The sequence below is a fragment of the Sphingobacterium sp. HSC-15S19 genome (assembly GCF_050433745.1).
GTDB lineage: Bacteria > Bacteroidota > Bacteroidia > Sphingobacteriales > Sphingobacteriaceae > Sphingobacterium > Sphingobacterium siyangense.
On sequence record NZ_JBNPWQ010000020.1, the window covers coordinates 65,230 to 82,544 of the forward strand.

General features: G+C 39.6%; 8 protein-coding genes. 6 read left to right on the plus strand and 2 right to left on the minus strand.

From position 1 onward, the window contains the following. Positions 1-285: 285 nt before the first annotated feature. Entirely contained in the window at positions 286-1,356 is a 1,071-nt protein-coding gene (locus tag L1283_RS16955; protein WP_429626353.1) for a hypothetical protein, read from the plus strand. 11 nt (positions 1,357-1,367) lie between these two features. Here L1283_RS16955 and L1283_RS16960 read toward each other — a convergent pair whose 3' ends face one another. Both L1283_RS16960 and L1283_RS16965 read right to left on the minus strand, forming a co-directional pair. Beyond that, the gene (locus L1283_RS16960) at positions 1,368-3,293 is read right to left on the minus strand and encodes an LTA synthase family protein (protein ID WP_286736840.1); all 1,926 of its coding nucleotides are present in this window, start codon (positions 3,291-3,293) and stop codon (positions 1,368-1,370) included. 4 nt (positions 3,294-3,297) lie between these two features. Next, positions 3,298-4,962, minus strand: coding sequence for an LTA synthase family protein (locus L1283_RS16965; RefSeq protein WP_286736839.1), 1,665 nt, complete (start codon positions 4,960-4,962; stop codon positions 3,298-3,300). Between the two features lie 503 nt (positions 4,963-5,465). On the opposite strand from L1283_RS16965, the gene L1283_RS16970 reads away from it, so the two are divergent. The 5 genes from L1283_RS16970 to L1283_RS16990 all read left to right on the plus strand — a co-directional run bounded on the left by L1283_RS16970 (position 5,466) and on the right by L1283_RS16990 (position 17,242). After that, the gene (locus L1283_RS16970) at positions 5,466-8,102 is read left to right on the plus strand and encodes a valine--tRNA ligase (RefSeq protein WP_429626354.1); all 2,637 of its coding nucleotides are present in this window, start codon (positions 5,466-5,468) and stop codon (positions 8,100-8,102) included. 442 nt (positions 8,103-8,544) lie between these two features. Then, positions 8,545-8,886 (plus strand): DUF4342 domain-containing protein, encoded by a 342-nt coding sequence (locus tag L1283_RS16975; RefSeq protein ID WP_429626355.1) that lies wholly within the window; start codon positions 8,545-8,547, stop codon positions 8,884-8,886. A gap of 20 nt (positions 8,887-8,906) precedes the next feature. Then, positions 8,907-9,281, plus strand: coding sequence for a DoxX family protein (locus tag L1283_RS16980; protein ID WP_075994106.1), 375 nt, complete (start codon positions 8,907-8,909; stop codon positions 9,279-9,281). Positions 9,282-9,660: 379 nt separating this feature from the next. Next, positions 9,661-14,946 (plus strand): translocation/assembly module TamB domain-containing protein, encoded by a 5,286-nt coding sequence (locus tag L1283_RS16985; RefSeq protein WP_286736836.1) that lies wholly within the window; start codon positions 9,661-9,663, stop codon positions 14,944-14,946. Next, on the plus strand, positions 14,912-17,242 hold the full coding sequence (locus tag L1283_RS16990; protein WP_429626356.1) for a BamA/TamA family outer membrane protein: 2,331 nt from the start codon (positions 14,912-14,914) through the stop codon (positions 17,240-17,242). The genes L1283_RS16985 and L1283_RS16990 overlap by 35 nt, the downstream gene beginning before the upstream one ends. Positions 17,243-17,315: the final 73 nt, after the last annotated feature.

Sequence of the window (17,315 nt, forward strand, 5' to 3'; positions counted from 1 at the left end):
TGAAAGAGTGTCCTATTATTGGCCAGAAAGAACCTTCAGTTCGCTTCCATTACTGTTGGTGCCTGCGAAATCATGAAGGTTTTTATTGACATCGGAATAGAAACAATATACTTGACAAATATGAATCGGAGGTAGACGAATATGAATCGCCTTTTTAATTTCTCCCTTTTAATTTTTACTTTCATCTTGTTAAATATCAAGCATATCCTAATATACAGCCGCCCCTGTCATTTAAAGGCCGCATACGAATATGAAACTTGATATTAAGCAGACAATATCAAGCAAATGAAGTATAAAATTCTACTAACAACCGTATATCTATTACTCGCTGTAATGACATTGTTTGCCAACATGGCAAATCCAATGAGCCCCCATAGTATAACAGGACAGCTTGTTCCTGCCGCAAAGCTGAAAGTCACCAATGAGCGTATTGACATTCATCTTTTGGCAGACACTGCTGATTATAATTCGGACTATCGCAGTCACTTCAGCATTGTCTATAACATCCATGCAGAAGAGGCTATCGAATTGCCACTGGTATTTCTCGCTTTAAATATGGACGGATTAGATCGCATCCTTGTCAATCAGAACGAAATTGAAGGAAAAAAAATGGATCAGCCCGGTTCAAAATTTCCCTTTTTACGTTTAAAGGATGGCTATTATGAAATCAGCTACGACAGCGATGAATGGAAACGTATTTCGCTGAATGATGCATTTCATTTTACGGCTAAGCTACGCAAAGGTGATAACAGTATTCAGGTTCAATACAGCGCTTATATGGGCTATGACCGACGGGATATTCGGACCAGATACCAAATTGACTACCTCCTATTCCCTTCCAGGTACTGGTCGTCTTTTGGCCCGATTGAACTGTATCTGCACCTCGATGGAAAGATGGATGTACTTACACAGGATCTGGGAACCGCCAAATTACAGACAGACTCCATTGTTCACTGGAGGATTGATCAGGTAGAAAAGAAAGAAAGTTTTCATATTGAAGTTGGCTTAAAAACCTCCTTTTTAGCACAAGTAATTCTTTGGGTACATCCCGAGCTTCTCGGCCTGATCGGCTCAATATGCCTACTATGCCTGCATATCCGCTGTATTTATCTAAAATACAAAACTGGCGGATACCGCTATGCACTCCTACTTGGAAATCTAATCATTCCAAGCTCTTTCTACTTTTTTATCTGGTTTTGGTCCAGTCTGGCCAACTATCTTGTCAATGGAGTCTTTGACGAAAAGTCCCGCGGTTTTATCCTGTTGGTCATCTTTACCTTACCCTTGATCTACCTCGTCTATGATTTGGTTTTGTTTATTATCGATAGAAGCATTCGCGCTAAATTGAACAGGTAGAAAACCGGCTGCTATTTTTTATAGGTCAGCTTGTTTTCAATCATACGGTTGTTATATTGCTGGATAAAGGCTTTCATCTTGGTCTCCATCGTATCCAATACCGCAGGATGTTGTTTTAACAGATCCTGTTTCATCAAGCGGTCCTTCTTAAGATCATAAAATGAAGTCACTTTCAGTCCATCATAAGACATCATATAATCTTTATAGTAGAGATTATAGCTTCCTGAGTTATTATTAAGCACAAAATTATCCTTACCCGGTTTGAAGGCATCTGAACCAAATGCGAAATAAGGCTCATCATAGTGCAGATAATTCAACACTGTCGGCATAATATCTATTTGCTGTACCAATTTATCCGCTTTGCCAACTAGATTATCACCGGGTGCATAAAATATAATAGGGATTTGGAAGCCCCCTGCTGCCGTTTGATATTCCGGCAGGTAGCTTACGGTAGCGTGGTCTGCACAAATAACAAATACGGTATTCTTGTACCAGGGCATTTTCGATGCTGTTGCAAAAAATTCACGCAGCGCATTATCGGTATATCCAATGGGTTCCTGTACGGGCAAAGGTCCTTTAGGAAATTTCCCCTGATACTTTTCAGGTACCTTAAATGGGTGATGCGAAGATAAAGAGAAGAAACTAGCGAAAAATGGCTGATGAAACGTGTTGATCTTATTCGCTACAAATTGCAAAAACGGTTCATCCCAGATTCCCCATATACCATCAAAGTCAGCGTCATTGTTATATTCGTTTTTACCAAAATAATGCTGGATACCCGCCAGTTTCATATAAGCGGAGAAGCCCATGCTGCCATTGGGTGCTCCGTGAAAAAAAGCAGTCTCATATCCCTTTTTCCCTAAAAGCTTCGCTAAGCTTGTGGTTTCATTTCCAGAATATATCGAAAGCACAAAAGGCTCACCTATGGAAGGAATGCCGGTAATGACCGATGGTAAAGCATCAATTGATTTACGGCCATTGGCATAAGTATCTGTAAATGTGTAAGCATTGCGGATTAATGAATCCAAAAAAGGCGTGTAACCTTTGTATTTTCCACCTTGGATATCTTTATTCAACTCACCAAAATGTTCTTTTGCAAAACTCTCTAAAATCAGAACGACGACATTTTTCTTCGCAAAGGGCTGGTCTGATTGCGGTACATGAATAGGGTTGTATAATTGCTCAAGCTCTTGTTCGGAATAATAATGGATAGGTTTAAGATTGACAGCCTTTAACGTTTTCAATATACTGAATGGCGTATTCAGCACAATATTCATTTCTTCCGGTGTCTCCACATAATCACCCGCATTGCTCAATGTAATGGGACGGGTACTATGGGCCCAACCGCCACGCACACCACCTATGAAAAGAAAAGCAGTCAGTAAAAATAAAGGCAATTGGATCAAAAATGACTTCCAGCTATATTTCGTAGTCCTTTCAATCTGAATAAGCTTATACGATTTAATCAAACCATACACAACCAGTACCAACACTATAATGAGATACCAATAATCCAAACAGAAATCAAAAGCCAGCTTCAACAGGTTGGATTCATTGGAAAATTGGTCAATTACCGTTCCTGTCGTCCTTTTTAGGGTAAATGGATAGTAGGCAAAATCAATCAGATTTAACGCTATACCAATTGAATTGGTCACGACAAAGATCCATTTTGCAACTTTTTGATAGATTTTATTCGATTTAAACGGACCTGGAACAGTCAGCATCACAATATAAAGAATATTAAAATACAGCAGGGCTACAATGTCGAATCGTACACCACCCGCAAACATCACCAAGAGCTTACCTGCATCGACATGGGGAAATAAGGAAGCATTGACGCCATAAAACCCCAATCGCAATAACGCATAGATGACCAAAAGAAAGATAAAACGAATTGCGACAGCAAAATAAGGTGCAAATACTCCTCTTAATTTCATAGCTCTAATATTTTAAAAATTCACGATATACGTCTTGATAATACGCTTTACCGATATTCAATAAGCTGTCTGTTTTGCCAGCGGGATATTCCTTATTGGACCTATAATTAATAATCCGTCCTACATTATCAAAAGAAACAGCCTGTTGAGGTGTGATCACTCCAAAGGCATCTTTGGAATTATAGAACGCTATTTGAGGTGTCGTCGGATTAAAAAGATCCCTGCTCCAATGATAACGATCTGTAGGGAGTTTCAGTTGTGTCAATAAGGTAGTTGCCAAATCCGTTTGATTGCCGATTCTATTGAATATTTTCCCACGATATTCAGGTTTGATCACATCACCGAAAAAGATCAGCGGAATATGAAAGCGATTGGGGTGAAATAGCTCCCATTTTTCTGAAGGAAGGCGATGTCCATGATCAGCCACAATTACGAAAAGGGTATTTTTATACCAAGCTTCCTTTTTAGCTTTATTGATAAAATCAAAAACAGCTGAATCCGTATAGTTTGCCGTACTTCGGAATTTATCCGCATTGGTAGCATTGCCAAATTTATAGCCGTGTTTTAACTCAAATGGTTCGTGATTAATTAAGGTAAAGATCGTCGAAAAGAAAGGTTGTTTTTCTTTTTTAAAATCCTTGATCATCTGATTAAAGACCACATGGTCATATACACCCCATGAGGCACGTTCTGCATCCAATCCAAAATTGGCGTTATCCACCACCCTAGACATCCCATGCGTCAGCATATACGATTTAAAATTGTAAAACTCGCTCTGACCACCATGATAAAATGATGTTTCATAGCCGGCATGATCGAACTCCTGTCCAATGGCAGGCATATTTTCATGTTTGTCGATATACTTGATAATACTCTCGGGTCCTTGTGCCGGAAAACCGCTCAAAACCGCTACCATGCCCTTATCGGATCGATCAGCAGCAGAATAAATATGGTCAAACAAAATACCGCCTTTAATCAATTCTTCCATGTGTGGCGTAATTCCCTTTTCCCCGCCAAGAGACTGAATGAGATCGCCGACAAAACTTTCCAACATAATAATAACGACATTCGGACGAGTCGTTGACAATACCTCAACGGCAGAATCAGGTTGGCTTTGAAAGGCAGGTCGTAGCTTGTCCTGAATATCCTTCTGATCCGCGTAATAATTATAGGGGTTTTTTAGCTTGGTACTTTCGGCAAAGAAATCCCGTAAAAAAGACCATTGGGTATTAACCGCTGCATGATTATAAAACGTTTCCTCGGAATAATAGGCTTTACTAGGGTTTAGTGTCGCTCTCCCATAACCACCGCGAATAAACGTGAAAAGTACAAAGACTCCGATTGCCAGTTTGAAAAAATTACCTACAGGAGATTTGATATTGAAAAAAGAGACTTTTTTAAACATCCAGCGGTACAGAAAATAACCACAGAAGATACCGATCAACATCCCAACGATGGGGAGAAACACCGGCGTGGACTCAGCCGAAGCTACGGCTCCCGAAGGTGAGGCAAAAAATGCATCGATGGCACGTTTAGAAATTTTGTCACCCCATTCCCGGTAGATGTTAACATTGATAAAGCTTGTCACAAAGAACAATACCAGGACAATAATGGTATAGATATCCAGGATCAGCCGTTTGGGTTTCAGTTTTGGGAAAAAACTTAACATGCAATACACAAGAAACGGCAGCGCACATATATAGGAAACAGCAGAAAAATCCAGGTTCAAACCGTGGTAATAAATTCTGAAAATCTCCGTAAAATTCGAAAAACCTATTTTCTCAAAAAAAGCAGTAACAAAAATCAATCTATCTATAAAACAGATAATTAACCAGAACAGAAAATACTGTGTTAAAGCTCTAAGCTCATTAGCAAATCGTTGCATCCCTTCGTGTAAAAATAAAACAGGCAAATTTACATTAATTTACATGAAATACGGGCTAATTACTTAGTAATATGAAGAAAAGATTAAAAAAGTATAAATCCTGCATTATGCTTTACCCCACTGCAATAACCACCTCTTCTGCTTAGGAGGATCTTCAATAAACTTATTGCTTAGCCTTTATTCATAACTTCTTTTTGTTTGAGAACAAGATCAATGGATTACTAAGGAAAATAACATAGAATTCCTTACTTTTGTGTTCCTTAAAAGTTTGAATACAAAAATTTAAAATGAGCATAGCGAAAACTTACAATCCAAAAGAAGCTGAAGAAAAATGGTACAGCTATTGGAAAGCGAATGGATTTTTCCGTTCCACCCCGGACGAACGTGAACCTTACACGATTGTGATGCCTCCTCCGAATGTCACGGGAGTATTGCACATGGGGCATATGCTGAATAATACCATTCAAGACGTTTTGATTCGCCGCGCACGTATGCAGGGAAAAAACGCTTGTTGGGTACCGGGGACCGATCACGCCTCCATTGCCACTGAAGCTAAGGTCGTCGCTATGTTGAAAGAACAGGGAATTGACAAACGATCTTTATCGCGTGAAGATTTCTTAAAACATGCTTGGGAATGGAAGGAAAAATACGGTGGTATTATTCTAAAACAACTCGAAAAACTTGGCGCTTCCTGTGACTGGGATCGTACACGTTTTACCATGGATCCGGAGTTATATCAATCTGTTATCCGTGTATTCGTCGATCTATATCGTAAAGGATTGATTTATCGTGGTTACCGCATGGTCAACTGGGATCCTGAAGCAAAAACAAATATCTCAGACGAAGAGGTTATTTATAAAGAGAAAAACGGCAAATTATACCACCTGAAATATCAGGTTGAAGGAACAGATCAATATATTGTTGTGGCGACTACCCGTCCTGAAACCATCTTTGGTGACACTGCCGTGTGTATCAATCCCAATGATGAGCGCTACACCTGGTTAAAAGGAAAGCAAGTCATTGTGCCGATCGTTGGTAGAAAAGTGAACATCATTGAAGATGAATATGTCGATTTGGAGTTTGGTACAGGATGCCTTAAAGTTACTCCAGCGCACGATGTGAATGACTACGCACTAGGTAAAAAGCACAACCTGGAATTTGTCGACATCTTTACCGATGAAGCAAAACTGAACGACAATGGCCTGCATTACGCCGGCATGGATCGTTTTAAAGTCCGTAAGGAAATCGAGAAAGAGCTGGAGGAAAAAGGATTATTGGAGCAAGTTGAAAACTATACCAATAATGTTGGAACTTCAGAGCGAACAGGTGCTGTTATTGAGCCAAAAATCTCTAATCAGTGGTTCCTTAAGATGGAGGATCTCGCAAAACCGGCATTGGATAATGTTATGGATGATACCATTAAATTTCATCCGACGAAATTCAAAAATATTTACCGCAATTGGATGGAGAATGTTACCGACTGGAATATCTCAAGACAATTGTGGTGGGGACACCAGATACCGGCGTATTTCTATGGCGATGGAAACGAAGACTTTGTGGTTGCACAAACGGTTGAAGAGGCCCTTGTTTTAGCGCAGGAAAAATCAGGTAATACAACGCTTCAATTGACCGATCTACGTCAAGATGAGGATGTGCTTGACACCTGGTTTTCAGCTTGGCTATGGCCAATTTCGGTTTTCAATGGCATCAACGAACCAGAAAATGCAGAAATCAACTACTATTACCCTACACAAGATTTAGTCACTGCCCCAGACATCATTTTCTTTTGGGTAGCACGTATGATCGTTTCAGGATATGAATTCCGCGGACAATTGCCTTTTGAAAATGTTTATTTCACAGGTATTGTACGCGACAAACTGGGCCGTAAAATGTCTAAATCACTGGGCAACTCTCCTGATCCGATTGATTTGATGAATGAATATGGTGCAGATGCTACGCGGATGGGAATGTTATTGACTGCTCCAGCAGGTAATGACCTTCCTTTTGATGTAGAACTTTGTGTACAGGGCCGTAATTTTGCCAATAAGATCTGGAATGCCTTCCGCTTGGTTAAAGGCTGGGAAATTACAACTACCCCAGCTTCGGATTCAGATAAGATTTCGGCAGCTTGGTTTGAGGCAAGGTTAAATCAAGCTCTGGTCGATATCGAAGAAAACTTCAAACACTATCGTTTATCAGATGCATTGATGACAACCTACAAGTTGGTTTGGGATGACTTCTGTGCTTGGTACCTTGAATTAGTGAAACCGGCTTATGGCTCCCCTATTTCTAGCGAAACCTTAGCAACAGTACAATCTTTTTTCCAACGTATACTCACTTTAGTACATCCTTTCATGCCTTTCCTAACAGAAGAATTGTGGCATGACGAACTGTTCGGTGTGAAAGACGAGAAAGATTGCATTATCGTAGCCCCTTATCCTACAGCGAATGATTTTGATGAGCAGCTTATAAAAGATTTCGCTATCGCTCAACAGATTATTTCGGAAGTTCGGAATATTCGCAATTCTAAAGGTATCTCCCCTAAAGTTGCTTTACCATTAGCGATCAATCAACAATCGGACATCAACCTGGAGCAATATATTGATATCATCACCAAGATCGCAAACTTGGAAGGCGTAACTTTTGTTTCTGAGAAAGTAGCTGGTGCCGCAAGTTTCCTTGCTGGCAAAGACGAATGTTATGTTACGTTGGAAAATAATATTGATGCAGATGCTGAACGTGAGCGTATCGAGAAAGAATTGGAATACCTAAAAGGTTTCCTTGTATCTGTAGACAAAAAGCTTTCCAATGAACGGTTTGTGCAAAATGCTAAACCTGAAATTGTTGAAAACGAAAAAAGTAAAAAGGCTGATGCCGAAGTGAAGATTAAAATTCTTCAAGAAAGCTTAACAGCATTAGGTTAACAGCTACGCTATAAATCTCGAAAAGTCCCGTGCAATGCACGGGACTTTTTTTATGTTTAACGAGCGATCAAATTCGGAGATCATTCGGTGCTCGTTCGGTACTTCTTCGGAGCTCGTTCGGTGCTTCTTCGGTGCTTCTTCGGTTGCCAGCGAATAAGCTCCGTTAAATATCCGAAGTATATCCGATAAAAAAACGTATTAATAGTGAATTTGATTGACAATTGTACCCCACGAAGAGCACGAGCTTTCACGAAAGAGCCCAACAGACGACTCAAGTAAATTTTGATCCGTCATGCACAGGCAATATATAGCACAAGGATATACGATAAAAACTTTTGAAACAAGAAGCAAAGCGCTTTGCCCTATTCCAAAATAACCCTACAGTTTATAATTAACCAAAGATCAACCATGCTGATAACTTTATATAAATTCCTGTAAAAAAATGAATAACTTTATAGGAGCGAACTTAAATTATATCATTATGGGATTCAAAGAGACATTTCAGATTAACGGTGAAAACCTTTTACAAAAGATCAAAGAAATCATTGCTGAGGGCAATGTGAGCAAAATCAGCATTTCAGACAAACATGGCAAAGAAATCATGAGCTTTCCTGTCACCATTGGTGCCATAGGTTTGATCTTAGCACCTGTCTTTGCAGCAATTGGCGCTGTAGCCGCATTGCTTACAGAATGTACGATCACCGTAGAACGAAATACAAACAAAGACGAAGAAGAAAAAGAAGATAACAGCACTGATCCCCCTACAACGATAACCGTAAAATAATCAATTTAAAATTGACCGTTATGAAGATCTTTAAAAATATACTTTGTATTTTATTTGCCTTGCTATTCATCAATGCAGGGCTGGATAAACTTTTTCATTATATGCCTACGCCACCAATGGATATGGACATGAAAAAAGTATTTGAGGCTTTTGCCACGATCAAATGGCTAATGCCACTGGTTGGAATCATCGAACTCTTGGGCGGTTTATTGTTTATTTTCCCAAAAACGAGAACACTGGGTGCACTGGTCATCTTCCCCATACTCATTGGTATTTTTACCCACAACATGATTTTTTACAGCCAAATGGGACTAATTATTTGGGCTGTACTTTTCATTATTTGGCTATGGGTGGTATTCGAAAACTGGGGCAAGTATAAAAAACTGATGGAATAATTGCTTATATTCTTCTCCAAACGAATATCGAGCAGGATAATGCATCTATTAAATACCTATTACTTTGACAAATTGATAGGTATTTAATGTTTTTATTAACATAAAATTAAAAAACAAAAAACTTTGCACGACTAGAATGGTTTGGTCAATTATTTGATGTGTTTTTAGAACATTCCCACGATAAAATGATTTTATACAAGGGAAATGAAGAGCTGTCTAATATTTGCTAGCAAGTATAGCACATAAATTAAACTTGCATTTACACGCAAATTTACCTTAGTTTGCTGAAATCGTGGCGATATACGTTATATATCTGAAAACTTAGCAAACTTTTTTCCGTTTTAATTTTTATTAATAGATACTTAAATCAAATTATACGTTGAACAGATTTACCCGAATTGCTTTCAAAACAATATTGTGGATTATTGGAGTAATAATTGCGCTGGCTATTTTAATCGTATTTTTAATCAGAATACCCTCCGTTCAGAATTATATTGCTGGAAAAGTAACACACTATGTGGAAGGTAAGATCGGTACCCCCGTTAAAATTGGCTACATTAATATTGATTTCCCTAAAAAACTGGTTTTAGAGGACATCTATTTAGCTGACCAAAGCAAGGATACCTTAGTAGCAGGAAAAAGCATAGCTGTCGATATCAACATGCTAAAACTTCTGAAAAATACCGTTGAAATTCAAAGCATTGAAGCAGAAGGAATCACCGCAAAAATCCGCCGTACATTGCCGGACAGTTCATTCAACTTTGATTATATTGTTAAAGCTTTCGCTTCTCAAAAGGAAAGCAAACCGACTGCAGACAGCAGTTCAGCCCTTCTATTTAACCTTGATAAGGTCAAATTTGATAAATTTCATATTGTCTATGCCGATGATGTTATTGGAACGAGTGCTGATGTTTACCTGAACAGCCTAAATACCAACGTCAAGAAGTTCGACCTCACAAAAAACATGGCTTTCAATCTGCCAAAAGTGAAGATAGATGGTCTGAGTGCCACAGTGAAACAATGGCGACCAGTTGTTGATGGCACGGCACCCACGGTCAAAGATTTTGGCATTACAGATAAAACGGCACAAGTAACCACCTTGCTTCCCGATGTCGGTATACAGATTGCTGACCTGACCAATATCTTAGTGCGCTATGAGGATCAATCCAGTCTGCTGAATACAAAATTTTATATCAAAAATCTTCATGCAGACATTAACAAGATCGACCTTAACAAAGAACTTGTCGATATTCAAACGATCAATCTTGACGGTTCAGACAATAATGTGCTCTTTGGAAAGATCCAGAAAAAAGTAAACACAGAAGCGAAAAACACCGCGGATACCACCAAAATAAACTGGGTTGTCTCAGCCAAAGAAATCCAAATCAACAATACAAGCTTAGCGTATAGAGACAACAATCAGGCCCGTATGAAAGGCTTTGATTACTTCAATATTAAGATCCCTGGAATGAAAACCAGTTTAAATGATCTTTACTATAGCGCCGATTCGATCAGCGGATCATTAAAAGAGCTTGTAGCCTCTGATCATTCCGGGTTTGTGATCAAGCAATTGAAAGGGGATTTTAAGTATACAAATACCGGCGCGGAGATCAAAAACCTGTACGCAGAAACACCACGTACCCTACTGCGTGATTACTTAAAAGTAACCTATCCATCTTTGGATATTATTGCCAAAAAGCCAGAGCTGATCTATGTCAATGCAACGATCAAAAAGAGCCACGTAGATATGCGCGACATCTACTATTTTGCTCCTTTTTTGGATACCATGCAGGTGATGAAACCATTGATGGACAAAAAGTTTAATATTGATGGTCGCGTTGTGGGTAAGGTAAATGATTTAAATATTCCGGCAATTGATTTCCAAACCCTGTCCAATACACGTGTCATTGCAAGTCTGCATTTAAAGGGTCTACCCAACGTCGATAAAATGTCAATGGATCTTAATTTAAAGAAATTGACCACAGGACGTTCGGATATCGAAAAGCTGGTTTCAAAAAAAATGCTTCCTAGCGGAATAGAGTTGCCCAATACGATCGGCCTTACCGGAACTTTTAATGGTGGGATGAATGCCTTTAACACCAATCTTTCGCTGGTAACAGAGAAAGGAACAGCCAAGTTCAATGGTAAAGTAGGCATGATAGGTCGCGATACAACCTATGATGCATTTGTGAGTATTCGTGATTTTGACATTGGTAAGATCATGAAAATGGACAGTACATTAGGCATACTTTCATTTGAGGGAAAAATCAAAGGTCATGGAACAGATCCGAAGAAACTTGTCGCCAATTTTGATGGCAAAGTAAATCGAATGGATGCGATGGGTTATCGTTATCAGAATATCGATATGAATCTCACTGCCGATAAAGGTGATATCAAAGCCTCTGTGGTTAGTCCCGACCCTAATATTCAATTGAAGTTAAATGCAACGGCCAACATGAAGTCCAAATATCCGCAGGTGGATTTTGAGCTTATGGTAGATACCATTAATCTTAAAAACTTAAAATTAATGGACGACGATCTCAAATACCACGGTAAACTTGTGGGCAATTTCAGTTCAGCCGATCCGAATTTTTTAAATGGGGAGGCACATATCACCAATTCATCCATTCTTTACAACGACGCATATTATACTTTAGACAGCATTTCACTTGTTGCAAAAGCCGATACCAGCCGCAATTTGCTGCTACTCAAATCAGACTTTTTGAATGCCCATTTGGTCGGAAAATACAAAATTTTAGAGTTGCAGAATGCCATTCAAGACATTTTACAGGTATACTACCAGCCGGGAAAAGGTGTTAAAGTTCCCAAATATGAGCCTCAGAATATTGAGTTTTCCGCCCAATTGACCAGGACTAAATTTGTAAAGGATTTTCTTCCAGAACTAACGGAAATGTCTGATATTACGTTGGATGGTATGTTCAATAGTCAGTCAAAAACTATTCTTGCGAAATTGGATGCCCCTAAAATCACCTATAGTGGCACCGAAATCAATAACGTCACCTTGGATATTAATACCTTGGACAGTACACTTTACTACTCGGCCCTGATCAATAAAATCAAGGTGAGCAATATCGAACTGGTGAATACAGTCTTCAGTGGTAAAGTCATTCAAAACAATTTGGATTTTGGCCTTTGGATTAAAGACAAGAAAGAGAAAGAGCAGTATCATTTGGGCGCCAATATGCGCGTTGATAATGGAGCGTTTGTTTTTAGCCTACTTCAGGATGGCCTTATGCTGAACTACGACAAGTGGACGATAAATCCAAACAACGTGCTCAAATTTGGAAGCACGGGTATTCAGGCCAATGACTTTATCTTAAGTAATAAAGGACAAGAGCTGAGTATATCATCGCAGGATAGTGTGCTCAATTCGCCACTCAACATTGCCTTTAAAAATTTCCGCATTGAGACATTAAGTAAAATGCTTGAAAGTGAAACAGTCGATCTTGGCGGCGGGATTAATGGTCAGGCAACCATATCACGTTTGGAAAGTAGCCCTGTATTTGTATCCGATCTTACGATCGACAAATTCTATATTGGACAAGATACTGTCGGTAATGTCAACATAAAAGTTAACAATGAAAAGGAAAACACCTATAATGCGAATATCAGTATCAGTGAAAATGGCAATAATGTCGTATTAAGTGGTGATTTCATCAATCCTCCAAAGGGAGAAGCAACCCTGGATTTCACCTTGGATATTGCGCCACTCTCCATGCAGACAGTTCAGGCATTCAGTTTGGGTTATCTAAAAGACTCGAAAGGAAATCTTGAAGGCCAGTTAAAAATAACGGGATCGCCATCCAAACCACTCATTAACGGCGATGTGAAGTTTAAAGATGCACAATTCAATATTGCTATGTTGAATGCACTTTTCAAAGCTAAAGATGAAACCATTCATTTGGATGAAAGGGGTATTACTTTCCCTAAATTTGCATTAGAAGACAAGAAAGGAAATATTGCCAAGGTAACAGGATCCATAGAAACCAAAACGTATACTGATTTTGATTTTAATCTCAATATCAATACGGACAATTTTGAGGTGCTCAATTCAACACAAAGCGACAACGATATGTTCTATGGTAAAATGTATCTTACCTCGAACCTTCGCATTCGGGGAAATCTTGATAAGCCTATCGTTGATGGTACAATCAAGGTATTAGATGATACCGATTTCACCTTTGTTATGCCAAACGAAGATCCCGGGATGGCGGATCGTAAAGGGGTTGTCGAATTTGTTGATAAGAGTGATACCACAAGAGCCAACGTATTTGCTAAATTAGATTCGATGACCGTAACCCGTCTGACGGGAATCGACGTAGATCTGAATCTTCAAACGGATAAAGATGCCAAATTTAAAATCCTCTTGGATGCCGGTTCACAGGATGCACTGAATATCCAAGGAGAAGCGGAACTGAACGCAGGCATTGATGCGAGCAGCAAAATTACCTTGTCAGGTACATTTACCGTAGACAAAGGGAGCTATTCATTCAGTTTTGGTCCCGTAAAAAAAGATTTTACATTCCGAAAAGGAAGTACGATCACCTGGAACGGAGATCCCTTGGATGCGCAGCTTAATATCACAGCGGCATACACAACCAAAGCTCCAACGCTGGAGCTTGTAGCGACGCAATTGGGATCGGAAAACGCTAATTTATACAAGCAACGTATTCCTTTCAATGTCTTGTTGAAGATTACAGACAAATTGTTCCAACCGCAACTGAATTTTGATATCGACTTGGACGAAAACAACTCCGTTGTTTCCCAAGATGTGATCAGCAAAGTAAATAACGCATTGACCACCTTGCGTGAAAATCCATCTGAACTGAACAAACAGGTCTTTTCACTCATCGTTTTAGGACGCTTTATGTCGACCAATCCATTTGAAAGTTTATCCGGTGGGGGCGGCACAGAAGCCATTGTCAGAAATAGCATCAGTTCATTCCTGAGCGGTCAATTGAACCGCCTTGCCTCCGAGCTTATCACCGGAGTAGAACTGGATTTCAACTTAACTTCGGAGGAAGATTATGCTACTGGAGCGGGCCAAACCCGAACAGATCTGAATATCGGTGTATCTAAAATGCTTTTAAATGATCGTCTAAAAATTACCGTTGGTTCTAATTTTGAGGTTGAAGGAAATACACGTCCGGGAGAAACCGCCAACAATATTGCTGGGGATATCCAATTGGATTATCAACTTTCGCAAGATGGCCGTTATTTTGCACGGGTATATCGTAAAAATCAATATCAGGTTACGCTCCAAGGCCAATATGTAGAAACAGGTATCGGATTTATCATCAATATGGATTACAACAGGTTCCGGGAAATCTGGATGAGTTCGAAAAAACTCAAAGCGTACTATGACACGAATAGCAAAGGTTTCAGAAAACGTTTTGATGTGGAACGTATGGAAACCGATTCAGTGTATCGTGATAGCGTACGCACAGTCATCAGAGATAGTTTGATGACCCATAGCCCTGAGTACAGAAAACGTATGGAGGAAAGAGAACAAGAGAAACGTAAACAACAGTTGGACTCCAGTAAAAACACGCCGAAAAGCGATAGTCCAAAATCAACTATAGATACCATCAGAACGACAGCTATAAAAAATGAAGATGAGGAAAGGAGTTATCATGCAAGCTAAACTAAAGTATATTGTTGGAATAGTTTCATGCGCTGCATTTCTAGCATCCTGTTCTTCAACCAAGAATCTGAAAGAAGGAGAAAGCTTATATGTTAAAGGCAACGTGATAGTCGATTCGGACACCATCTCCAAGGAAAACAAGGAAAAGATTGCGACGCATTTAGAAGCTGCATTGATGCCCAAACCCAATAAACGTCTAGCTGGCGTACCATTCAAGTTGTACTTCAACAATATGGCCGGCGATTCTGTAGGGAATAATATCATTAAAAAATTTTTCAAGAAAATTGGTGAGAAACCGGTATTGTTGAGCGATGTCAATCGCGAGTACAATGAAAATCTACTGCGTAATCGTCTGGAGAATTTTGGTTTCTTTAATGCTGAAGTAAAATCCGACACTTTAGTTGAAAACAAAAAAGCAACGGTTAATTATACGGCCAAGCCAAATTTTATCTACCGAATAAGGTCTGTTCAATTTGATATTGACAGCACCACACAGCTGGGTAAAGATATTCGTTCGAGCTCCGATAAAAGTCTCTTACAGGTGGGCAAAAATTATAGCCTTGATGTTATCCTAAATGAGCGTGACCGCATCGACAATGACCTCAAAAATAAAGGGTATTATTATTTCAGCCCTGATTACATCCTGGTTCAGGTAGATAGTTCACACCGGAACAACAAGGTCGACATGTATGTTACTGTAAAGAAGGAAACACCGGCACAGGCGAGGGTACCGTCAAAGATCAATAAAATCTACGTTTACCCGAACTACACGGAAACAAGCACCGGTTATCAGCGATCCACCCGTAACGCGGAACTATATGATAGCAGCTACTATTTTATAGACCGCCAGCATCTTTATAGAAAGCCTGTTATCGCGAATCATATCTTCTTCCACCCCGGCGACGTCTACAACCGTAATGCCCACAACCAAACCATCAGCCATCTGGTGAATCTCAATAGCTGGAAATTTGTCAAAAATAATTTTGTTGACAGCAAAGAAGTTCCCAATGCACTAGACGTCTACTACTACTTAACCCCATTGCCAAAAAAATCACTCCGTGTGGAACTTTTGGGAAAAATGGCTTCGGTATACAATGGTACAGAAGTTAATGTCAACTGGACTTTACGCAACGCATTTAAAGGCGCGGAGCAGTTAAGTTTTAATGTATTCGGTGGTTATGAAACCCAAACCGGTGGATCGGCTGACCTCAATTCGAGTTATTACCGTTACGGGATGGAGGCTACATTGACCTTTCCGCGGATATTGTCTCCTTTTGGAAGGATTTCTCCTACGCGACGTTTTATCCCGAAGACTTATGTCAAAGGCCGCTATGAATTTTTAAATCGCCGCAAAGCATATACCTTAAATTCCATCGCATTGGATTACGGTTATATCTGGCAGGAGTCTGAGGAGAAGCAGCACGATCTTGCCTTAATGGAGATTACCTATGTTCAGCCTAAAGGTATTTCTGAAAACTACCAAAAACAAATGGATACTATTCCGGCGTTAAGGCATGCAATAGATCCACAATTTACGATTGGCCCCAATTATAACTTCACCTTTCAAAACACGATGAAGCAGCATTTGAAAAATACATTTTATTTCAAAGGCAACCTGGACCTCTCGGGGAATATACTCGGTTTGATAAAAGGAGCTGATTTCAATAAAGGGAAAACGTTCAAATTGTTCGATGCTTATTTCTCCCAATACATCAAGATCAGTGGCGACGGCAGACACTATCTCAAATTGTCGGAGAATTCGCAGCTTGCTTCACGGGTCAGTTTAGGGCTAAGCTATTCCTATGGTAACTCTCGGTCACTTCCCTATTTAAAACAATATTATGTGGGTGGACCTAACAGTATCCGTGCATTTGGTGCTCGTGCAATTGGACCGGGAACAGTTGCCCCTGAAAAATTAAGCAACGGCCTCTTCTATGCCGATCAGACCGGTGATATCAAATTGGAACTTAACACAGAATACAGAGCTAAATTAGCAGGCTTTGTTCATTGGGCAGCATTCATTGATGCCGGGAATGTGTGGTTGCAACGGGAAGATGTCAACAAGCCGGGCGGTAAATTCAGCAAGAACTTTTTAAATGAATTAGCCGTCGGCGGTGGGGCTGGATTACGCTTCGACTTTACGTTTTTGATCATTCGTACAGATATGTCAATACCTTTCCGCATTCCCTATCTTCCAAAAGGAGAACGTTGGGTATTTAAGGATATCGACTTTGGAAGTTCAAAATGGAGAAAGGATAATTTGATGTTCAACCTAGCCATCGGCTATCCGTTCTAGGATTTCAAATTTTGATTTACACGATAGAAATAACAGGCTTGAACGAATTTCAGGCCTGTTATTTTTTTTTGCT

Coding starts and splice junctions, on each gene's coding strand:
- L1283_RS16955 (WP_429626353.1), top strand. CDS start 286: ATGAAGTATAAAATTCTACTAACAACCGTATATCTATTACTCGCTGTA.
- L1283_RS16960 (WP_286736840.1), bottom strand. CDS start 3,293: ATGAAATTAAGAGGAGTATTTGCACCTTATTTTGCTGTCGCAATTCGT.
- L1283_RS16965 (WP_286736839.1), bottom strand. CDS start 4,962: ATGTTAAGTTTTTTCCCAAAACTGAAACCCAAACGGCTGATCCTGGAT.
- L1283_RS16970 (WP_429626354.1), top strand. CDS start 5,466: ATGAGCATAGCGAAAACTTACAATCCAAAAGAAGCTGAAGAAAAATGG.
- L1283_RS16975 (WP_429626355.1), top strand. CDS start 8,545: ATGAATAACTTTATAGGAGCGAACTTAAATTATATCATTATGGGATTC.
- L1283_RS16980 (WP_075994106.1), top strand. CDS start 8,907: ATGAAGATCTTTAAAAATATACTTTGTATTTTATTTGCCTTGCTATTC.
- L1283_RS16990 (WP_429626356.1), top strand. CDS start 14,912: ATGAAGATGAGGAAAGGAGTTATCATGCAAGCTAAACTAAAGTATATT.